This is a genomic window from Micromonospora sp. BS32, from assembly GCF_059089345.1.
On record NZ_JBSSHR010000017.1, the window covers coordinates 67710 to 86267 of the forward strand.

The 18558-nt window shown below is 73.5% G+C and carries 21 protein-coding genes, 1 tRNA gene and 1 pseudogene; 8 read left to right on the plus strand and 15 right to left on the minus strand.

Annotation, left to right across the window (positions count from 1 at the left end):
* Positions 1-58: 58 nt before the first annotated feature.
* The 4 genes from AC5RWQ_RS22910 to AC5RWQ_RS22925 form a co-directional block, all read right to left on the minus strand.
* Positions 59-265: a hypothetical protein gene (locus tag AC5RWQ_RS22910; protein ID WP_334487310.1), complete on the minus strand. Its 207-nt coding sequence runs from the start codon at positions 263-265 to the stop codon at positions 59-61.
* Between the two features lie 77 nt (positions 266-342).
* On the minus strand, positions 343-1695 hold the full coding sequence (locus AC5RWQ_RS22915) for a dipeptidase (RefSeq protein ID WP_334487541.1): 1353 nt from the start codon (positions 1693-1695) through the stop codon (positions 343-345).
* A gap of 36 nt (positions 1696-1731) precedes the next feature.
* Complete coding sequence (locus AC5RWQ_RS22920) at positions 1732-2847, minus strand: M48 family metallopeptidase (protein ID WP_494284731.1); 1116 nt, start codon at positions 2845-2847, stop codon at positions 1732-1734.
* Positions 2848-2947: 100 nt separating this feature from the next.
* The gene (locus tag AC5RWQ_RS22925; RefSeq protein ID WP_494284732.1) at positions 2948-3571 is read right to left on the minus strand and encodes a uridine kinase family protein; all 624 of its coding nucleotides are present in this window, start codon (positions 3569-3571) and stop codon (positions 2948-2950) included.
* A gap of 112 nt (positions 3572-3683) precedes the next feature.
* Here AC5RWQ_RS22925 and AC5RWQ_RS22930 point away from each other — a divergent pair, with 112 nt between their 5' ends.
* On the plus strand, positions 3684-4091 hold the full coding sequence (locus tag AC5RWQ_RS22930; protein WP_494284790.1) for a rhodanese-like domain-containing protein: 408 nt from the start codon (positions 3684-3686) through the stop codon (positions 4089-4091).
* Positions 4092-4162: 71 nt separating this feature from the next.
* Here the strand turns inward: AC5RWQ_RS22930 and AC5RWQ_RS22935 are convergent, their stop codons facing one another.
* The 3 genes and pseudogenes from AC5RWQ_RS22935 to ssb all read right to left on the minus strand — a co-directional run bounded on the left by AC5RWQ_RS22935 (position 4163) and on the right by ssb (position 7778).
* Positions 4163-5707 carry a cobyric acid synthase gene (locus tag AC5RWQ_RS22935; RefSeq protein ID WP_494284733.1) on the minus strand — a complete coding sequence of 515 codons (1545 nt, stop codon included), beginning with the start codon at positions 5705-5707 and terminating at the stop codon, positions 4163-4165.
* Between the two features lie 170 nt (positions 5708-5877).
* Positions 5878-6852, minus strand: a pseudogene (locus AC5RWQ_RS22940) (cobalamin biosynthesis protein); the annotation flags it as partial.
* Positions 6853-7001: 149 nt separating this feature from the next.
* The gene (ssb, locus tag AC5RWQ_RS22945) at positions 7002-7778 is read right to left on the minus strand and encodes a single-stranded DNA-binding protein (protein WP_494284734.1); all 777 of its coding nucleotides are present in this window, start codon (positions 7776-7778) and stop codon (positions 7002-7004) included.
* Positions 7779-8116: 338 nt separating this feature from the next.
* Here ssb and AC5RWQ_RS22950 point away from each other — a divergent pair, with 338 nt between their 5' ends.
* Both AC5RWQ_RS22950 and AC5RWQ_RS22955 read left to right on the plus strand, forming a co-directional pair.
* On the plus strand, positions 8117-8539 hold the full coding sequence (locus AC5RWQ_RS22950; RefSeq protein WP_494284735.1) for an HPF/RaiA family ribosome-associated protein: 423 nt from the start codon (positions 8117-8119) through the stop codon (positions 8537-8539).
* Positions 8540-8632: 93 nt separating this feature from the next.
* A complete protein-coding gene (locus tag AC5RWQ_RS22955) occupies positions 8633-9685 on the plus strand; it encodes an alpha/beta hydrolase (protein ID WP_494284736.1) in 1053 nt (350 codons plus the stop codon).
* A gap of 52 nt (positions 9686-9737) precedes the next feature.
* On the opposite strand, the gene AC5RWQ_RS22960 is transcribed toward AC5RWQ_RS22955, so the two are convergent.
* The gene (locus tag AC5RWQ_RS22960) at positions 9738-10400 is read right to left on the minus strand and encodes a hypothetical protein (protein ID WP_494284737.1); all 663 of its coding nucleotides are present in this window, start codon (positions 10398-10400) and stop codon (positions 9738-9740) included.
* Positions 10401-10550: 150 nt separating this feature from the next.
* On the opposite strand from AC5RWQ_RS22960, the gene AC5RWQ_RS22965 reads away from it, so the two are divergent.
* Positions 10551-10626: transfer RNA gene (locus AC5RWQ_RS22965), tRNA-Arg, on the plus strand.
* Between the two features lie 386 nt (positions 10627-11012).
* On the opposite strand, the gene AC5RWQ_RS22970 is transcribed toward AC5RWQ_RS22965, so the two are convergent.
* Positions 11013-11738 carry a hypothetical protein gene (locus AC5RWQ_RS22970; RefSeq protein ID WP_494284738.1) on the minus strand — a complete coding sequence of 242 codons (726 nt, stop codon included), beginning with the start codon at positions 11736-11738 and terminating at the stop codon, positions 11013-11015.
* Between the two features lie 354 nt (positions 11739-12092).
* Here AC5RWQ_RS22970 and AC5RWQ_RS22975 point away from each other — a divergent pair, with 354 nt between their 5' ends.
* A complete protein-coding gene (locus AC5RWQ_RS22975; protein WP_494284739.1) occupies positions 12093-12401 on the plus strand; it encodes a hypothetical protein in 309 nt (102 codons plus the stop codon).
* 51 nt (positions 12402-12452) lie between these two features.
* Here AC5RWQ_RS22975 and AC5RWQ_RS22980 read toward each other — a convergent pair whose 3' ends face one another.
* On the minus strand, positions 12453-13091 hold the full coding sequence (locus AC5RWQ_RS22980) for an SAM-dependent methyltransferase (protein ID WP_494284740.1): 639 nt from the start codon (positions 13089-13091) through the stop codon (positions 12453-12455).
* The gene (locus AC5RWQ_RS22985) at positions 13057-13635 is read right to left on the minus strand and encodes an alpha/beta hydrolase (RefSeq protein ID WP_494284741.1); all 579 of its coding nucleotides are present in this window, start codon (positions 13633-13635) and stop codon (positions 13057-13059) included. The genes AC5RWQ_RS22980 and AC5RWQ_RS22985 overlap by 35 nt, the downstream gene beginning before the upstream one ends.
* 183 nt (positions 13636-13818) lie before the next feature.
* Here AC5RWQ_RS22985 and AC5RWQ_RS22990 point away from each other — a divergent pair, with 183 nt between their 5' ends.
* Both AC5RWQ_RS22990 and AC5RWQ_RS22995 read left to right on the plus strand, forming a co-directional pair.
* Complete coding sequence (locus tag AC5RWQ_RS22990) at positions 13819-14205, plus strand: VOC family protein (RefSeq protein WP_494284742.1); 387 nt, start codon at positions 13819-13821, stop codon at positions 14203-14205.
* Between the two features lie 37 nt (positions 14206-14242).
* Positions 14243-14620, plus strand: a complete 378-nt coding sequence (locus AC5RWQ_RS22995) for a hypothetical protein (RefSeq protein WP_494284743.1) — start codon at positions 14243-14245, stop codon at positions 14618-14620.
* On the opposite strand, the gene AC5RWQ_RS23000 is transcribed toward AC5RWQ_RS22995, so the two are convergent.
* The 3 genes from AC5RWQ_RS23000 to AC5RWQ_RS23010 form a co-directional block, all read right to left on the minus strand.
* The gene (locus AC5RWQ_RS23000; protein WP_494284744.1) at positions 14548-15441 is read right to left on the minus strand and encodes an aminoglycoside phosphotransferase family protein; all 894 of its coding nucleotides are present in this window, start codon (positions 15439-15441) and stop codon (positions 14548-14550) included. The genes AC5RWQ_RS22995 and AC5RWQ_RS23000 overlap by 73 nt on opposite strands.
* Before the next feature lie 6 nt (positions 15442-15447).
* Positions 15448-16197 carry an alpha/beta fold hydrolase gene (locus AC5RWQ_RS23005; protein WP_494284745.1) on the minus strand — a complete coding sequence of 250 codons (750 nt, stop codon included), beginning with the start codon at positions 16195-16197 and terminating at the stop codon, positions 15448-15450.
* A 125-nt stretch (positions 16198-16322) separates the two neighbouring features.
* Positions 16323-16952 carry a DUF899 family protein gene (locus AC5RWQ_RS23010; RefSeq protein ID WP_494284746.1) on the minus strand — a complete coding sequence of 210 codons (630 nt, stop codon included), beginning with the start codon at positions 16950-16952 and terminating at the stop codon, positions 16323-16325.
* 73 nt (positions 16953-17025) lie between these two features.
* Between AC5RWQ_RS23010 and AC5RWQ_RS23015 the strand changes: the two genes are divergently transcribed.
* The gene (locus AC5RWQ_RS23015; protein WP_494284747.1) at positions 17026-17565 is read left to right on the plus strand and encodes a DUF4240 domain-containing protein; all 540 of its coding nucleotides are present in this window, start codon (positions 17026-17028) and stop codon (positions 17563-17565) included.
* 188 nt (positions 17566-17753) lie between these two features.
* On the opposite strand, the gene AC5RWQ_RS23020 is transcribed toward AC5RWQ_RS23015, so the two are convergent.
* Positions 17754-18281 carry a hypothetical protein gene (locus tag AC5RWQ_RS23020; RefSeq protein WP_494284748.1) on the minus strand — a complete coding sequence of 176 codons (528 nt, stop codon included), beginning with the start codon at positions 18279-18281 and terminating at the stop codon, positions 17754-17756.
* Positions 18282-18558 lie beyond the last annotated feature (277 nt).

Here is an 18558-nt window from a genome sequence, read left to right on the forward strand (position 1 = left end):
CCCCCGACACCACCCGGGCATTGCCGTGCCCGGGCCGCCGTCGGCCGCCACGCGGAGGTCAGGCGGAGACGGGCTCCTCGATGCGCAGGCCCCGGGCGCGCACCTCCTCGGCGACCCGGGAGAGCACGCCGTCGAGGGCGACCAGCGCGGCCGAGAGCTCGCCGAGCTGATCCTTGAGCGTGTCCTCGGGCCACGCGGAGACATCGACGTCCCCCAGAGCACTCACGGCGGCCTCGAGCCGCGCCATCACGTCGTTCGTACGCATGTTCGAAAGGCTATAACACCCCTGCGCCCGACACATCGGAAACTCCGACATCGACCCCGAAGTTACGGTTCCGCGACCTAACCGACCTGGCGGCCGGCCTCGGCGACCTTCGCCAGCAGCAGCGCCTCGGCCAGGCAGACCCGGGCGAACTCCCCCAGGTGCAGGCTCTCGTTCGGGCCGTGCGCCCGGGCGTGCGGGTCCTCCACGCCGGTCACCAGGATCGCCGCCTGCGGGAACATCTCCTGGAAGGTGGCGATGAACGGGATCGAGCCGCCGACGCCGATGTCCACCGGGTCGGTGCCGTCCCAGGCGCCCCGGAAGGCGGCGCGGGCCGCGTCGAACATCGGCCCGGTGGCGTCGATGACGCAGGGGTCCCCGTCGTGCTCGAAGGTGACCGTCACCTGCGCGCCCCACGGGGCATGCTTCTCCACGTGGGTGCGGAGCGCGTCGTACGCGCGCGTCCGGTCGTCGCCCGGCGCCAGCCGTACGCTGAGCTTGGCCTTTGCCGCCGGCACCAGCGCGTTCGGCGCCTCGCCGGTGGCCGGGGCGTCGATGCCGAGGACGGCGAGCGCCGGCTTGGTCCAGAGCCGGTCGGTGATCCGGCCGGTGCCGAAGAGGGAGGCGCCCGCGACCAGGCCGGCCTCGGTGCGGAACCGGTCCTCCGGGTAGTCGACGCTGGCGCCCTCCCGGCCGACCAGCCCCTCGACGGCGACGTCACCGGCGTCGTCGTGCAGGGTGGCCAGCAGCCGGGCCAGCGCGGTCAGCGCGTCCGGCACCGCGCCGCCGAACATGCCGCTGTGCACGGCGTGGTCCAGGGTGCGCACCTCGACGAAGCAGTTCACGATGCCGCGCAGCGAGGTGGTCAGGGCGGGCACGCCGACGTCCCAGTTGGTGGAGTCGGCGATCACGATGACGTCGGAGGCGATGTCCTCCCGATGCTCGGCGAGCAGCCGCTCCAGCGAGTCGGAGCCGTACTCCTCCTCGCCCTCGATGAAGAGGACCACGCCGACCGGGAGCTGGTCGCCGAAGGCGCGCAGCGCGGCGACGTGCGCCATGATGCCGGCCTTGTCGTCGGCCGCGCCCCGGCCGTAGAGGCGGCCGTCCCGCTCGACCGGCTCGAACGGGTCGGACTCCCACAGCGACAGGTCGCCGACGGGCTGCACGTCGTGGTGGGCGTAGAGCAGGACGGTCGGTGCGCCGGCGGGGGCGGCCCTCTTCCCGATCACCGCGGGCTGACCGCCCGAGCGCACCACCTTTGTGTCGAGGCCGCAGCCGCGCAGCAGCTCGGCCACCGCCTCGGCGGAGCGCTCCACGTGCGAGTGGTCGAAGCCCTCGAAGGCGATGCCGGGGATCCGGACGAGGCGTTCCAGGTCGGCACGGACACCGGGCAGTTCCCGCTCGACGGCGGCCCGTACCTCGGACTCGGACATGATCGGAGTGGTCATGACCGGCATCGTATGCCGGCCTTACCCCGGCGTACCCTCCGAGCCCGCGTCGGCGCCGTTCGGGCGGGCGGCGCCGGCCCGCCGGGCCCGGCCGGCGGCCTCGCTCGCCGCGCCCATCCAGGACCGGGCCCGGCCGGCAGTGCCGCCCACCCACTCGCCGACGTCGGCGGCGCCGTCGCCGAGCCGGCGCAACAGCCCGACCAGCGGGTCGGTGGAGTGCTCGAACGCCTCCCGGTACGACTCGGCCGCCGCCCTGATCTCCTCCGAGACGCTCGTCGCGGCGTCGTCGTCGCGGCGCGGGTACTCCCCGGCCAGCACCCGCCCGTACGCTCCGGAGTCGATCCACCGGCGCAGCTCGGCGGCCCGGGCCACCGGCACCGGGTGGGTGCTCCACGCGGTCATCCGCAGCTTGTGCAGGCTGTCCCGCAGGTCGCCGCCGCCGGAGTACTCGGCGGCCTGTTCGAGGAAGGCGGCCGTGTCGGTCTGGGTGAGGTCCCCGCCGCCGGCGAGCTTCATCAGCAGCCGCAGCGCGGCGGCCGGGTCCTGCCCGGCGAGCAGGCCGGCCCGGTCGGCGGAGAGTTCCGCCTTACGCCACCACTCCAGCATCGCCGCGATGATCGCCCGCAGCGCGATCGCGCCCACCGGCAGCCAGCTCAGGTTGGCCGCCCAGCGGGTGACGATCATCAGGATGGTCTTGTACACCGCGTGCCCGCTGAGCACGTGACCCAGCTCGTGGCCGAGCAGGCAGCGCAGCTCGTCGTCGTCCAGCTGCTGCACGCAGGCCGAGCTGACCACCACGAACGGCTTGTCCAGCCCGATCGCCTCGGCGCGCAGCCACGGCGACTGGGTCACGTAAAGCTCGGGCAGCTCGGCCACGTCGAGCGCGGCGGCGGCCTCGGCCCAGCGCTGGTGCACCGCCGGGTACTGCCGGTGGTCGACCCGGATGCCGGCGGCGAGGAACTGCAGCCGGAAGGCGCGCTCGTTCCACATCCCGAAGAACGCCTTGACCACCTCGTCGAAGCCGCGCAGCTCGCGTAGGGCGACCAGGGCGCCCCGGTCGGCCGGATGTTCCCAGGCCCGGGAGCTGACGCCGGTCAACGTGATCCGGCGCCGCGCGGGCGTCTCCGCTGCTGCCATCTGGGCTCCCCGTTCCCCGGTACCGGTGTCCCCGCATCGTGCCGCAGGCGCCGGCCCGCGTCCATGCCCCGTTCGACCGGCCCGGCTCGGCGGTTCCGCCTCAGGGCCGCCGCACGTAGTAGCGCCGCGCGTCGTGCGGCAGGGTCGGCGCGCCGTCGACCACCAGGTCGACGTGGGCGGCGGTGTCGTCGGCGGCGAAGTGCGACCGCTCCCCGGCGTGCCAGCGGCGCAGCTCGGGCAGGATCTCCGGGCCGTCCCGGGCCACCGCGCGGGCCAGCCGCAGCGACGGCGGCGCGGTGACGAGGACGGCGAGGCTCAGCTCGGGCCGGATCGCCGCCCGGGCCGCGCTCACCCCCTCCACCAGCAGCACCGGCGCGACCGGCACCGGCACGGCCCGGGGCAGGAAGGCCTTCCGCACCCAGCTGTACCGCCGGTACTCCCCCGGCCGGCCGGCCCGCAGGGGCGCGAGCACCCACTCCTCCAACCGCTCCCAGAAGGTGAACTGGTCGTCCCAGCCGTCGAGCAGGTCGTCGGTGTGCACCACGGGCGGCGGTCCGTCACCGGCGAGGTCGCCGAGGGCCTCCGCGAGGCGCGCGGCGAAGACGCTCTTGCCCGCGCCGCTCGGCCCGTCGACGGCCACCAGTCGGGTACGCCCCAACCGCGCCGGCCCGGCCAGCACCCGCCGGGCCAGCGTCGCGTACGCCTCGACCAGCGCCACCGTCACGGGTGCGACGCTAGTGGGTGTCCCCCGTCAGCCTGGTTCCGGCACCGGAGCCGGCGTTCGCCGCGCGGTCGACCCTGGTGAGCGGCATGATCTGGACGTGCTCAATGACGTGATGAGTCCCGGCGTGGACGCCCTGCTGGAACAGGCCCGTTCCGGGCTGCGCCGGTTGACTCCGCAGGCGACGGTCGAGGCGGTGCGGGCGGGTGCCCTGCTGGTCGACATCCGTCCCGAGGAGCAGCGCCGCGAGCAGGGCAACCTGCACCTGCCTGGCGCGATCGTCATCGACCGGACGGTGCTGGAGTGGCGCCTGGACCCGGCCAGCGAGTCGCACGTCCCCGAGGCGACCGGGTACGACCGCGAGATCGTGCTGATCTGCCGGCACGGGTACAGCTCCAGCCTCGCGGCGGCGAGCCTTCAGGCGCTGGGGCTGCGCAACGCCACCGACGTGATCGGCGGGGTGGAGGCGTGGCGGGAGGCGGGGCTGCCGTTCTCCGACGACCCTGCCGACATCCGGCCCTGACCCGCCCTGGCGCTCGTCGGCCCGGCCCCCGCCGCCCTGGCGCCCGGGCCAAGCCCGGCGCAGGGGTGGGGTCAGCTCGCCGGCGGGGCACCGGGCGGGATGAAGGGCAGGTCGGCGGGCGCGCCGCTCTCGATCAGCCGCCACAGCGCGTCGGTGTCCAGGTGCTCCTCGACGAGGTCGCCGAGCAGGTCCAGGGAGCGTTCGCGAGCGGCGGCGAAGGCCGTGTCCGGGGCGACCGTGAAGCCGGAGCGGCCGGCCGCCCGGGCCACCTCGGTGAGGAACCGGCGGCGGAACTCGTCGGACTCGAACGCGCCGTGCCAGTGGGTGCCGTGCACCGCGCCGAGCCGGACCCCCTCGCCGGTGCCGTCGGCGTAGGTGAGCAGCGGGACCAGGGTCGGGTCGGCGGTCGAGACGTACCCGTGGTGGATCTCGTAGCCGCGGACCGGGACCCCGTCGGCGGCCATGCCGGCGGCCTGGCGGACGGTCTTGCGCGGGTCGAAGGTGATCTCGACGGGGAGCAGCCCGAGCCCGGGGACGCTGCCCCGCCGGCTCTCCACCGGGTCGTGGATGGCGCGGGCGAGCATCTGGAAGCCGCCGCAGATGCCGAGCAGCGGCCGGCCGGCGGCGGCGTGCGCGGTGACCGCGTCGGCGAGCCCGGTCTCCCGCAGCCAGGCCAGGTCGGCGACGGTGGACTTGGAGCCGGGGAGGACGACCAGGTCGGCGGCGGCCAGTTCGGCGGGTTCGACGGTGAGCCGGACCCGGACGCCGGGCTCGGTGGCCAGTGCCTCCACGTCGGTCGCGTTGCTGATCCGGGGCAGCCGGACCACGGCGACGTCCAGCCAGTCGGTGCCGCGCGGGGCCGCGGGTCGGCCGAGCACCCGGCCGTAGGCGAGGGAGTCCTCGGCGTCGAGCCAGAGGTCGAGGTGCCAGGGCAGCACGCCGTAGGTGGGCCGCCCGGTGACCCCGTGCAGCATGTCCAGACCCGGCTGGAGCAGCCCCAGGTCACCCCGGAACTTGTTGATCACGAAGCCGGCGATCAGCGCCTGGTCGGCCGGGTCGAGCAGGGCGACGGTGCCGAACATCGAGGCGAAGACGCCGCCCCGGTCGATGTCACCGACGACGATGGTGGGCAGGCCGGCGTGCCGGGCCAGCCCCATGTTGACGTAGTCGCCGGCCCGCAGGTTGATCTCGGCCGGGCTGCCGGCGCCCTCGCAGATCACCACGTCGTACGCGGCACGCAGCTCGGCCAGCGCCGCGTACGCGGTCTCGGCGAGCCGGGGCCGCAGCTGCCGGAAGTTGCTGGCGGTGACCGTGTCGACGGCCTCGCCGAGCAGCACCACCTGGCTGGCCAGGTCGCTGCCGGGCTTGAGCAGCACCGGATTGAAGCGCAGGTCCGCGGCGAGGCCGCAGGCGGCGGCCTGCATCGCCTGCGCGCGACCGATCTCGCCGCCCCGGCCGTCGGCGCCGACCACCACCGCGGAGTTGTTGGACATGTTCTGCGCCTTGAACGGCGCCACCGAGACACCCTTGCGGTGCAGCCACCGGCAGATGCCGGCGGTGAGCACGCTCTTGCCGGCGTCGGAGGTGGTGCCGGCGACCAGCAGCCCGCCGCTCACCGGGCCCGCCCGTCGGCGGCCCGGCCGCCGGCCAACCCGGTCCGACCGACCGCCCCGCCTCGACCGACCGACCCGGTCCGACCGGTCGACCCGGTCCGACCGGTCGACCCGGTCCGACCGACCGACCCGGCCCGGCCCGACCCGCTCCGACCCGCTGGCGTGAGCGCGTCCAGGGCGCGCCGGCCGGCGGCGGAGACCAGCCGGCCGGCGGTCAGCGGCCAGGCCGCGGCCAGCCCGAGGGCGGCGAGTCCGACGGCGCCGGAGACCCGGGCGGCCCGCTTGAGGTGGCGTGCCTCCGGGCGGGGGCCGTCACCGAGGAACGGGCGCACCTCGGAACGTCCGAAGTAGACGTTGCGCCCACCGAGGCGGACACCGAGGACGCCGGCCATCGCCGCCTCGCACTGCCCGGCGTTGGGGCTGGGGTGGTCGGCCCGGTCCCGCCGCCAGACCCGCCAGGCGGCGGCCCGGTCGCCGTGGGCGGCGGGGGCGACCGCGATCGTGAGCAGCCCGGTGAGCCGCGCCGGCGCGAGGTTGAGCAGGTCGTCGAGGCGGGCGGACGGGGTGCCGAAGCGGGCGTAGCGCGGGGAGCGGTGCCCGACCATCGCGTCGAGGGTGTTCGCCGCGCGGTAGCCGAGCAGGCCGGGCAGCCCGGCGAGCGCGCCCCAGACCAGCGGCGCCACCACCGCGTCGGAGGTGTTCTCGGCGACCGATTCGACGGTGGCCCGGGCCAGCTCGGGCTCGTCGAGGGTGGACGGGTCCCGCCCGCAGAGGTGGCCGAGGCGTCGCCGGGCCGCCGGCAGGTCGCCGCGGCGCAGGGCTCTGCCCATCACCTCGGACTCGTGCCGCAGGGTGCGCCCGCCGAGCACCGTCCAGGTGCCGGCGGCCATCAGCGCGGCGCGGGCCACCGGGTGGCGGCGGGTGGCCAGGGTGCCGGCCACGCCGAGCAGCACGGGCGCGCCGACCGCGAGGCTGGTGAAGAGCGCACCGGCCGCCCGGTCGGGCCGGTAGACCCGCCGTTCCAGTGCCCCGGCAGCGCGGCCGAACCCGGCCACCGGGTGCCAGCGGCGCGGGTCGCCGAGCAGGCTGTCCAGGGCGTATCCCGCCACCAGCCCTGCCGCGTTCGCCACCGCGGTCGAGTGCCGCACCCGCACCACCTCCGGCCGGCCAGCCTAGCCGTACGGCGGGGTGGCCACGTTCACCGTCGCCACCCCGCCCCCTCGTACGCCCACCCGGTCCCCTTCCTCCCGGCCGGCCCGGCACTGCCTCCTCGCCCCCGGCCGGCGCGGGCCGGACCTCAGGCCGGTACGGGCACCCGGCCGCGACCGCGCCGGCCCCGCCCGGGCGGCGCGACGGCCGGCTCCTCCGAGGGCGGGTCCAGTTCGCCGGCCCCGCCGGGCTGGTCGGCGTCACCGTCCCCACCGTCGCCGGGCAGCGGGGCGAGGTCGTCGCCCGCCTCGCCCCGGTCGTCGGTCTCCTCGTCGAACGGGTCGGCGATCGGCGGGAGGTCGATGCCGGAGCCGGGCAGACCGGAGCCCGGCAGACCGTGGCCGGCGCGCGGGTCGGTGAAGCCGGAGAACTCGAACTCCTCGTCGAACGGCCGGTCGTCGGGGGTGGCCGGGGCCTGCTCGTGTGGCACCGGCTCGGTCGGCTCGCCGTGCACCCGGGCCGAGGCCTCGGCGTCCTCGACGCTGCTGGTGGTCATGCTGGGCTTGTTGCGCAGGAACCGGGCCCGGCCGCGGGACAGATCGTGCCCGACCGCGACGGCCTCCAGCTCGTAGAGGGTGCGGTGGTTGCCGGCGTCGTCGGTCCAGTCCCGGGTGTAGAGGCGACCGGCCACCACCACCGGGTCGCCGACCATCACCGAGGCAGCCACCCCCTCGGCGAGCCTGCGCCAGCAGTTGACCCGCACCCGCAGGCTGTTGCCGTCGACCCAGCGCCCGCTGTCCCGGTCGAGCCGGCGGGCGGTCGAGGCGACCTTGAAGTTGGCGACGAGCGTGTTGCTCTGCGTGGTGCGCCGCCACTCCGGCGCGGTCAGCACGTTGCCGACGATCGTGACGTAGGTGTCGAACATCGTCCCCTCCCAGGGGTCCAGGGCCGGCCGTGGCGAGCCGACCTCGTGCCGAGACTGGCCGGGCGGCAGGGCCCGCCGCGACCGGTCCGGCCCGGTCTGTGGACGACGGGACCGGCTGTGGACGAACACCTGATCAAGGTCCCGGTGTGCTAGGGCCGGCCGGCCCTGGGACGGCGTACGGCCGGCCACCACGATCGGAACCCGGGGTCGCCCGGAGTGAGGACGACCCCGGCTGGGTACTGAATTGATCAACCGTCCCGACGAGAAAGGTCAGCGCTGATGACTCTCAGCTCGCTACCCATGACCGGCTCCGCCCGCACCGAGCGGGAGGTGCGGCGGTGAGCGCGGTGACCAACCCGGCGACCGTGGCCGAGTGCCTGCGCGTCGGCGCCGGCTTCTCCCAGGGCGACCGGAACTGGATCGTCGAGCAGTTCGCGACGCTGGACGCGCGGCTGGCCGCCTTCCACGCCGACGCCACCGAGCTGGAGGTGTCGGTCAAGGACCGCGAGGCGCGCGGACAGAAGGTCACGCTGGAGTGCTGGATCGCCGGGCGGCAGAAGCTCGTCACCACCTCCAGCGAGGAGGACCTACGGGCGGCGCTCAACGACGCCCGCGACGACCTGCGGCGCAAGCTCAACGACGCGAAGACCAAGCAGGAGCCGCGGCACAACAAGCACGTCCGGGAGATGGGCCAGCCCGTCCCGGAGCAGCCCGCCGACGCCGGGACCGACGCCGAACGGGTCGACGCCGAGACGGCCTGACCACGTCCGGCGCGTCCCCGTCCGACCGGTGCGGCCGGACGGGGACGCGCCGGGGGCTACCGCCGGGTAGCGTCCGGGCGTACCGTCGCGGACGTGGAACAGGACGTGCTGGGGCCGCCCTACGAGCGGCAGACGATCGACCTGGGCACCGACGACGAGGGGCCGGTGGTCGCGACCCTGGTCCGGCGGCGCGCCGAGCGCCCCACCGGCCGGGCGGTGCTCTACGTGCACGGCTTCGTCGACTATTTCTTCCAGACCCACGTGGCGGACTTCTTCGCCGAACGGGGCTGGGACTTCTACGCCCTCGACCTGCGCAAGTACGGCCGCAGCCTGCTGCCGCACCAGACCCCGAACTTCTGCCGCGACCTCGGTGACTACTTTCCCGAGCTGGACGCCGCCGCGAAGATCATCCGCGAGGACGACGGGCACGACACCCTGCTCGCCATGGGCCACTCCACCGGCGGTCTGATCATCTCGCTCTGGGCGGACGCCCGACGCGACGCCGGCCTGGTCGACGGGGTCTTCCTGAACAGCCCCTTCTTCGACATCAACGCCCCCTGGCTGGTCCGTCGACCCCTCGCGGCCGCCGTCTCCCGGCTGGGCCGCCGGGCGCCGCAGCGCATTCTCCCGTTCGGCCTGGGCACCGTGTACGGCGAGAGCCTGCACGCCGAGCATCGCGGCGAGTGGACGTACGACCTGGCCTGGAAGCCGCTCGCCGGGTTCCCCGTCCGGGCCGGCTGGCTGGGGGCGATCCGCAGCGGTCAGCAGCGGCTGCGCGCCGGCCTGGACATTCCGGTGCCGGTGCTGCTGGCCTGCTCGACGCGGAGCTTCAAGGGCACCAGGTGGCACGACTCGGCCGCCCTCGCCGACGCCGTGCTGGACGTGGAGCACATGGTCCGCTGGGCGCCCCGGCTCGGCCGGCACGTCACCCTGGCCCGCTTCGACGGCGGCATGCACGACCTGACGCTCTCCGGCCCCGCCGTACGGGAGAAGGTCTTCGCCGAGGCCGGACGGTGGGCCGAGGCGTTCCTCGGCGCCGGCCCCACCTCGACCTCGGCCGCCGCGGACGCTGCCGGGCGGGGATCGGCCATCCCCGCCGGCCGCACCTCCGCCGAGGCGGACGAGCCGGCCGCGCAGGGCACCTGAGGTCAGGTTCCGGCGCCAGATTCGCCGGGTGAGACCGGCCGGGCGGGTCCGGTCAGGCGGGCAGGCCGGCGACGATCCGGTCGAGGGTGGCCAGCGGGTGGCTGCCCTCGCCGGGCAGCACCAGGCCGAGGCAGCGCAGGCCGACCTCGCCGGCGGCGTCCGGCCGCACGGCGAAAACCGGCGCCCCGACGTACCCCTCGGGCAACCCGGCGGTGATCCGCAGGCCGGCGTCGTCGCGGACGGCGCGCTCGACGGCCACCTCCAGCGGCCGTGACCCGTCGGGGCGGACGCCGAGGGCGAGCACGATCGCGGAGACCGGCTCCGCGCCCAGCGCCTCGACCTCGTCGGGCCGGACGGCCACCGCGTCGGGCACCGGCTGGGTACGCCAGCGCCAGCCCTGCTCGGCCGCCTCCGCGTGCAGGCCGGCAGACGCCATGATCGCCGCGCCCGCCTCGGGCCGGTGCGCCCAGCGCGCCGGGAAGTCCGGAAGTACCAGCTCGTCGGGGGCGACGCCGGCCGGCTCGGTGAGGCTGGCCCGCAACCCGATCCCGCCGACCTCGGCGGTGGTGACGGCGTCGGCGGTCAGCAGGTACTCCCCGGTCGGGTGCGCGAAGAAGAACGCCGTCCCGGCTGTGCCGAGCGGCACGATCGCCCTCCCCAGGAGCTGGCACAGCTCGTAGGCGACCTCGTTCTCGGCATCCGGTTCCAGCAGCACGAACCCGAGGGTACGGGCCGCCCGGCACCGGAACCCGGGTGACCTCCGGACCGGTCGCGTGAGAACCTGATCACCGGCGTCGAGACGGCGACCCGTTCCCCCGCCGCGTGCGGGGTCGGCGGTACCCTCTTGGCGCGACACGTACGCCGCGCGCCCGTAGCTCAGCGGATAGAGCAGGGGACTTCTAATCCCAAGGCCGCAGGTTCGAATCCTGCCGGGCGCACCACTGTCACCGCAGGTCAGCGGCTTCCCGCTCGCGGTTGAAACGATCACCGCGGCCCCGTACAGCCATTCGTACAGCCAAGTCCGCCCGCTAACACCGGCGCTCGCCGACAACGATTGACCGGCTGACCAGGTGCGCAATCGCCTGACAAGCCATCCCGGATTTCTTCTAAAATCAAGGCCGCAGGTTCGAATCCTGCCGGGCGTACAGGCACTCCCCTCGCTTGACCGGCTCGCGTGGGGGCTATTCGTGGTGCGAGCGCGTTACGGTGGCCCCCTTGGCAGCCTCGAACGGACGCCGCGGCCCATCGCCGGCAAGGAGCCAGCACATACCGGGCGGGATGTGCCGCTAGCCGTCGCCCCTGGCCGGACGGATTGCGAGCATCGGATTCAGCTTTCTTTCCACGTTCCCAACGGTTCGCCAGACTTGAAGTACACCGTGATCCTTATTGGTGGCTCGCCGTCTGCAGCTTGACTGCACGCCACTTTCCAGAATCTGCGCGTTGCCGGCCCCATCTTGTCGCTGCCTTTGGAACTGTACACAACGTCGGCCGCACCTGAGCCGCCATCGGCACATGCGATGAGGTCGGGGGTGAACTGCCAGGTCCCTTTAAATACCTCAATTGTGACGTCATAAACGAAGGAGTCCCCGATTACCGAGTCATCGCGACCGAGGGAGACAAGGACCGATGCTTCGACTCCATCCCGCTTGATAGTCAGAGGGTCTGCAATACGCAAGTCATATGACTCCTCGAGCGGCGCAGATGTAGGCGTCGGACTTCCATCAGTCCCTGGCGGGTGGGCCGATGCCGCACTTCCCGCGGCAGGAGAGTTGCTACTGGACTCTCCCCAGACTACGGGAATTATCGCAAGGACAAACGCTCCAATGAAGGCAACCAACGCTGCCGCTTTCCAGCGCCCCCTTGCCACGTCAACAGATCTGTGCACATCGTAGTCCACGCCGTTCACGGTCGAATATGAATGGGCGTGTCCCCCCGCCGTGCCGCTATAGGTCGACCCACCGGAGCTTGCTGGCTTCTTTACCACCGCTGCAGCGATGGCACCCAAGGCGCCGATGAACGCGGCGCCTAGGGGTACAATCTTGACCCAGTCCACCGGACCATCCTCCATCAGCAGCGAACCATGGTCGTCCCTTATCAGGCTAAAGCAGTGTCGGTCTTGATGAAGGACGGTTACTTCGTAGCGTCGTCTATGTGACTCAACGATCGCGCTGCGCTAGGCCCCTCCTACAATAGCGATCCGAACTTGAGACGAATCAAGACCTGTCGCCCCGTACATCGCGGCAGCGACAGCCGGACTAAGGGCACCCGCACTCCGCCGTCTGGCCGTTCGGGAAGCTGAACGACCAGCTGCGGCGACCTCCTGACCCGTCAGCCGGTGACCCACTGGGGCAGCGCTACGAGGGCGTAGACCGGATCATGGGCGTGGATGTCGTCCCGAGGAGGTCGGGTGGAGACCTGGCGCTACCTGGCCGCTGCGGTCATGAGCCTGGCCATGTGCCTGCTCGGGGTCGCCCTGGCCACCAACTTCCGCGGCGTGACCCAGTGGCACGTGCGGCGGTCGATGTCCGTCGCCAGCGTGCTGCGGAGGATTCCGCCGTGGCGGTCGCTACCGGATGCCGGGTACGGCCCGCGCCTGGCACGCTTCGTCCTGTTGGAGCGGGTGATCGGCGCGGGCTTCGCCGCAGCCGGGATCATGTTCCTGATTCTTCTCGGCTACTACGTCGTGTCCGGCCAGCCGCTGCCGTCGAGCCGATGACGAGGCCGCGCTCGGACGGATGCGGCGGCCGGGCCGACCATGAAAGAGTCGTCAGTGGACGAACTCGAAGACCGTCCCGGTGACATCCAGGGGACGAGGTGCGCCGTCAAGACGGTGCACGCCCACCGAGAAGCGCACATCGTCCGGGGCGTGAAACGCCTCCTCCACGAAACCGGCATCGCGGAACCAGGCCCGGACCGTCGGCGTCAGATCGGGCGCTCGCCGCGCCCTGGTCCAGATCACGGTGGCGCCCTCCGCACACAGCTGGGGAAGAGCGGCGACGGTGCGCTCCACGTCGGCGTCGGAGATGTTGCCGAAGACCCCGACCATGAGCACCAGATCGGCCGGAACCGTTCCGACGTATGACGAGAGCCGGCCCGCGTCCGCCTGCCGGACCAGGAGGTTGGCGAGCCCCGCCTGGTCGGCCGCGGCCCGGGCGGCGGCCACGTTGCCCGGGTCGTACTCGAGCAGCGTCCCGCGTACCCGCTGGGCGTCGGGCCGTGCGGCGAGGACACCGATGAGGTCGTGGCCCTGCCCGGCGCAGGCGCTCACCACGGTCAACCGCTCGTCCGAACGTTGATCGAGCCACGAGGCGATGTGCTGCTGAACCAGCCGGAGCCGGCGGGACAACGGAGAGCTCTCATCGGCGTACGCCTCATGCCACGCCTGCCAGTGCGTCCGGGTGGTCATCGGGAGCATCCTGCCAGAGAACCCGGTCGAGGAAGTCCTCCACCGCCGTGGCCATCTCGCCCAGCACCGTCGCTGACCTCGCGAGCGGCCCCGGCACGCGAAGCCCGTGATCGGCACCCTCGGCTTCGTACACGTGCGGCGACAACTCGCGAGCCAGACCGGGACGCCAACTGCTGTCCGCCGTACCGCCGATCAGCAGCCGGGGCGCGCTGGCCCGGCGAAGGCCCTCGACCACCTCCGGGCGGTGCAGCAACGGCGTGATCCAGATTGCGGGCAGTCCGTGGTCGGCGGCGAGAGCAGTGGCGAGGGTGCCCAGCGAACTGGCGATGATCAACGGCTGGGGCAGGCCCCGCAGCGCCGCCGCTATCTGCGTGACCGCCCACGGACCCCGCGCCTGCGGCTCCGGTGGCAACTCGCCGCGCCACGACACGTGGTGCAGCCGGGCGCCGCGTGCCCGCGCCGCATCGACGGCAAACAGCTGGTGGGGCAGGTGCCAGCAGCCACCGCTGCCCGGAACCACCAGGGCCGTTCGCTTCGCCGACACGACATCCTCCCCGCGGCGGGACCCCTGCCGACAATCCCCTCGGCGGGCCGTCTTCGCGGAATCCCTCGCCGACGGCAAACTACCCGGCGCCGTGGCCGGCCGGTGCCCCTTGGCTGCGCACGGGCCCACGAGGGCTGTGCGCACGGGCCCACGAGCGCCTGATCCCCCGCTACATTGCTGGGCATGTTCGTCACAGGGCTGGTCAATCTCTACACCGCCGACATCGAGGCCGGGGTCCACTTCTACCGCGATCTCCTCGGCTTCGAGGAGACCTTCCGCACCCCGCGCGAGGGCGTTCCCGCGCACGTCGAGCTTCGCCTGAACGGGTTCACCATCGGTCTCGGCACGGTCGAGGCGGCCAGGAACGTGCACGGGGTGGAGGCCGCACCGGGCAGCCCGGCGATGGTCCTGGTGGTGTGGACCGACGACGTCGACGAGGCCTACCACCGGCTGGTGGCCGCCGGCGTTGCCGCGCTCCAGCCCCCGCACGACTCCGGCAACAACAACCGCAACGCCCTGCTGCGCGACCCCGACGGAAATCTCGTGGAGATCGTCGCCAAGCTCTCGTGAGCCCGGGCGCTCCCCGGCCACCTGGCACCATGGCCTGGTGGAGGTCTACTCGGTCACGGCACCCGTACCGCCGGACACGTGCGACCCGGTGGTGCTGCTGGTCGCGGCGGACCGCGCGGCGACCGCCGCCCGCATGCTGCGCGAGGCGGGGGTACGACACGTCCGCTGGCAGGACGCCCGCCCCGCGAAGGACCCGGCCGGGCGGACGATCGCCCGCGCCGAACCCGGGGTGATCTGGGCGGGCCGGGGCGACCGAGGGGGCCCGCTGGCAGCGCGTGCCGCCCGGCACCTCGGCCGAGTCGAGCCTGGCCGCCGCCGGGGCCGGCTGATCCGCGCGGGCCGTCAGTCGTCGGCGAAGACCTGCGCGAGAGCGTGGGAGACCTGGCGGATCATGCCCGGATTGGTGTCCCAGTAGTACGGCATGGCCATGACGGCCTGAAAAAGCGCCCAGCCGCGCCCCCGCAGCCAGGACGCGTCGTCGGCGCCGACCTCCGCGCGGAACCGCTCGCGGCTGCGGCCCGCGAAGACGTTCCAGGCGGGTTGCAGGTCGCAGGCGGGATCACCCACGTTCAGCCCACCGAAGTCGATCACCGCCGAGAGGCGCCCGTCCACCACGAGCAGGTTGCCCGGCAGCAGGTCACCGTGCAACCACACCTCCGGGCCGTCCCAGGCCGGCGCGTCGAGCGACTCCTGCCAGCAACGGAGGGCGCGGTCGCCGTCGATCCGGTCGCCGAGCTGCGCGACCGAGCGGCGTACGGACTCGTCGAACTCGGCCAGCGGCGATCCCCTGCCGCCAGGCCGGCGCGGAAAGGCGCCGGTCGTGTCGATCCGGCGCAGCGCGCGCACGAACCCGGCCAGGTCCACGGCGGCCCGGTCCAGGTCGGTGATGGTGCCGTTGGCGTTCTCGCCGGGCAGCCACTCGCACACCGACCAGGCGAACGGGTAGCCCTCCCCGGCACGGCCCATGGCCACGGGTACGGGCACCGCGAGCGGCAGGTGCGGGGCGAGCTTCGGCAGCCACTCCGCCTCTTTGGCCGCCTGCCCGGTCGCCCAGCCGATCCGGGGTAGCCGGGCGGCGAGGTGCTCGCCGAGCCGGTAGATGTCGTGGTCGGTGCCGTACGAGTCGACCTGACGGATCGGCAGGTCGGCCCAGTGCGGGAACTGCCCGGCCAGCAGGCGACGGACCAGGTCCGGGTCGGTCTGGACCTCGTCGGCGTGCATCTTCATCGCGGCCATCGCCGGTCAGCCTCTGAGGAACTCGACGAGCAGCCGGTTCACCTCATCGGGGCGTTCCAGGCTGGGCAGGTGACCGGCCCAGTCCAGTTCGAGATGACGGGCGCCGGCGATCCGCTCCGCCAGCCCGACGGCGATCCGGCGGAAGTCCGCCAGGTCGTGCGCGCCGGAGACGAGCAGGGTACGCGCCGTGATGGTGGCGACGTCGAACTCGGGCCTGAGCTGCGGGAACTCCTCGGTGGCGGCGAGCTGCACCTCGAAGGCCCGCTGCTGCATCCGGCGTACCTGCTCCCGGGTCGCCTCGTCGGCGTGCGGCCCGAGCCAGGTGTCCACGTTGAGTGCGGTCGCGCCCGCGACGTCACCGGCCTCGAGCAGCGTGTCCTCCCGCTCGCCGACGGCCCGGAGTTCGGCGCTCGGCTCGTGCCCCGTCGACGCGGTGCAGAGCAACGCCAGCGCGGTCACCCGCCGGGGCCAGCGGGCGGCGACCTCCAGCGCGACCCGGCCACCGCCGGACGCGCCGACCAGCGCGGCCTCTTCGACCCCCAGCTGGTCCAGCAGGTCGACGACGTCCTGGGCGTTGTTGTAGGGACCGTCCGGCACCGGCGTTTCGCCGAAGCCGCGCAGGTCGCCGCGCACCACCCGCCAGCCGGCCTGGACCAGGGCGGGCACCTGTGGATCCCACATCCTCCGGTCGCAGACCGTGGAGTGCAGCAGAACTACCGTCGGGCCGCTCCCGGCCACGTCATGTGAAATCGTCATCGCGGCCAGGGTAGCGATCGGGCGTTCGGCGCTCATCCGAATTTCCGGTGCCGTGAGCGGGAGAGCCGGGACAGGCCGTGGATGGACGGCCGCGGCCTCAGGCGGTCTCCACGGTCCCGGTGCGGTCACCCGTACGTCGGCCGCTGCGGCCAGCCGGGCGGGGAGTCCTCCCAGTCCTCCTGCCGCCCGTACGGGGTGAGGTCGAGGATGCTGTTGGCGAAGAGCAGCCGGTCGACCCCGCGGGCGGTGGTGGAGTACGTGCGGTAGACCTCGTCGGAGTCGCGGAGGAACACGCTGAGCAGAAAGCCCCGCCCGGCGCCGCAGTCGTCGCTGAAGGACGTGCCGCGCGAGGAGAGGAACGGCAGCGTCCAGCCCTTGCGGGCCTGGTATTCCTCGATCTGGGCCAGCGGCATGTCGGAGATGGTGGCCCAGCTGACCCCGCTGCTGGCGAGCGCCGCCAGGCCGCCCGGGGGGATGTTGTCGGTGAAGGCGGTGCAGCCGCCGCAGAACTTGCCCGGCCCGACGTCCATGAACTGGTAGACGACGAGCTGGTCGCGACCCTCGAAGAGGTCGAGCAGGGTCCGGGTGCCGGTGGGCGACGCGAAGGCGTACCCGTTGTCGAAGCGGACCATCGGCAGCCGGCGGCGCCGCGCGGCGAGCGCGTCGAGCGCCCGGGTGGCCTCCTTCTCGGCGTTGAGGAGCTCGTCGCGGGCCTGCTGCCACTCGTCGGCAGCCACGATCGGTGGTTTCTCCATGCGCCGATGATGCACCGCGACCCCGACACATTTCCCTGAGGCGATGTCGGACGCTCCCGCTACGGTCGCCGCCATGACGGGAACGGACGAGATGACCAGGATGCCGACGGCCCAGGACGAGGAGCGGTTCTGGGCTCTGGTGGAGGCGGCGTGGGCGCGGCTCGGCCCCGAGGCGGCGACGCAGCGCCGCGCGCTGGCCGAGCGGGATCCCGACGATGACGGTGCCGACGAGTACGCCGTCGACGCCTGGCTCGATCCGTTCCTGGGTCAGCTGCGCGAGCTCTGCGTCGACCTCACCGCGCGGGAGTTGACCGACCTCGACCGGGTGGTGGAGCGCAAGCTGTACGACATCGACCGAGCCGACGTCCAGGAGGTCACCGACGGCTCCGACGACGGCTTCCTGTACGCCCGGGGCTGGATCGTCGCGCTCGGCCGCGACTACTACGAGGCGGTCCGGGCCGACCCGGCCATGGCGGTGCTGGACGCCGACTGCGAGCAGATGTGCTACTTCTTCGCCCACCTGCACGAGGAGCGCTTCGGCGGTTGGCCCGAGACCGGCTCGGGCATCTCCCGGGAGACCGGCGACAATGCGGCCGGCTGGGCGGAGGACTGAACGCCAAAGAACCCTGCAGAGCGGCGGCCGTTGGGGGGGTACGGCCGCCGCTCTGGCGCGCTCCCGAAGGGGGCGCGGGTTCGGCGCGCGTCGCGCGGACGGCGGGGGGGGGTGTCGTCCGTACGACGCGGCCGGGCCGACGCAGGGCGGGAACGGGGGGTGGGAGGGTGCCCCGCCCGGCGTCGGAGTCAGCGGGTGGTCGGCGTGCTGGTCGGCTTGTGGCCGCCACCGGGGGCGTCGGTGTGCGTGCCCGCCGTCGGGAGGGTCCCCGGCTTGCCGGCGGAACGGCTCGGCACCGCGGTCGGGCGGGTCGACGGCCGGGTGGAGGGCTTGCCCTTGGCGGTGGCCAGCAGGGCGTCGCAGTAGGCGGCCACCTTGTCGGCGCCGCCGGCGGTGGTGGTCAGCACGGTGAAGGCGGGGTTCTCCAGCGCCTTGCCCGGGTTGTCAACGGCCTTCGCGGCGTACGCCCGGCAGAGGCCGACCAGCGACGGCGAGGGCGTGCCCTTCCCGCCCGGAGCGGCGGACTCCCCGCCCTTGTGGTCCTTGTCGGCGGGGGCGCCGGTGGCGTGCGCGGACGACGTGGCGCTCGTCGTGGTCAGCGGGTTGGGCAGGGCGCCGTTCGCGGCGGCGAGCGCAACTCCGCCGGTGGCGGTCACGGCGAGCACCGTGGCACCGGCCTTGAGGGTGAGCAGTTTAGCCAGGGCGGTCTGAATCATGAACATCTCCGGTCGTGGGGGGCGAGATGCGGAGCCGCTGATCGGGGCGCCTTCCGATCAACAACCTTCCGTGCCCCTCAGCGCCGTGCCCCCGTGAGATGTCACACCGACCGGCGAGCGCCGGTCAGGAAACCGACGCCGGCAGCCCAAAGGCGCGGAACACCGCCGCGACGGGGTCGGCGGTCGAGGCTCGCCACAACTGCCCGGCGTGACGGGGCCGGTACGGCCCGCACCGGCGGGCGGGGCCGGTAAACCGGGTGACGGCCCGGCCCGGCCC

Bases quoted from the DNA above. Each gene is read 5' to 3' on its own strand.
- AC5RWQ_RS22990 (WP_494284742.1), top strand. From the start codon at position 13,819: ATGTTCGTCACAGGGCTGGTCAATCTCTACACCGCCGACATCGAGGCC.
- AC5RWQ_RS22915 (WP_334487541.1), bottom strand. From the start codon at position 1,695: ATGTCCGAGTCCGAGGTACGGGCCGCCGTCGAGCGGGAACTGCCCGGT.
- AC5RWQ_RS23000 (WP_494284744.1), bottom strand. From the start codon at position 15,441: ATGGCCGCGATGAAGATGCACGCCGACGAGGTCCAGACCGACCCGGAC.
- ssb (WP_494284734.1), bottom strand. From the start codon at position 7,778: ATGTTCGACACCTACGTCACGATCGTCGGCAACGTGCTGACCGCGCCG.
- AC5RWQ_RS22920 (WP_494284731.1), bottom strand. From the start codon at position 2,847: ATGGCAGCAGCGGAGACGCCCGCGCGGCGCCGGATCACGTTGACCGGC.
- AC5RWQ_RS22930 (WP_494284790.1), top strand. From the start codon at position 3,684: ATGAGTCCCGGCGTGGACGCCCTGCTGGAACAGGCCCGTTCCGGGCTG.
- AC5RWQ_RS23020 (WP_494284748.1), bottom strand. From the start codon at position 18,281: ATGATTCAGACCGCCCTGGCTAAACTGCTCACCCTCAAGGCCGGTGCC.
- AC5RWQ_RS22910 (WP_334487310.1), bottom strand. From the start codon at position 265: ATGCGTACGAACGACGTGATGGCGCGGCTCGAGGCCGCCGTGAGTGCT.
- AC5RWQ_RS23010 (WP_494284746.1), bottom strand. From the start codon at position 16,952: ATGGAGAAACCACCGATCGTGGCTGCCGACGAGTGGCAGCAGGCCCGC.
- AC5RWQ_RS23015 (WP_494284747.1), top strand. From the start codon at position 17,026: ATGACGGGAACGGACGAGATGACCAGGATGCCGACGGCCCAGGACGAG.
- AC5RWQ_RS22980 (WP_494284740.1), bottom strand. From the start codon at position 13,091: ATGACCACCCGGACGCACTGGCAGGCGTGGCATGAGGCGTACGCCGAT.
- AC5RWQ_RS23005 (WP_494284745.1), bottom strand. From the start codon at position 16,197: ATGACGATTTCACATGACGTGGCCGGGAGCGGCCCGACGGTAGTTCTG.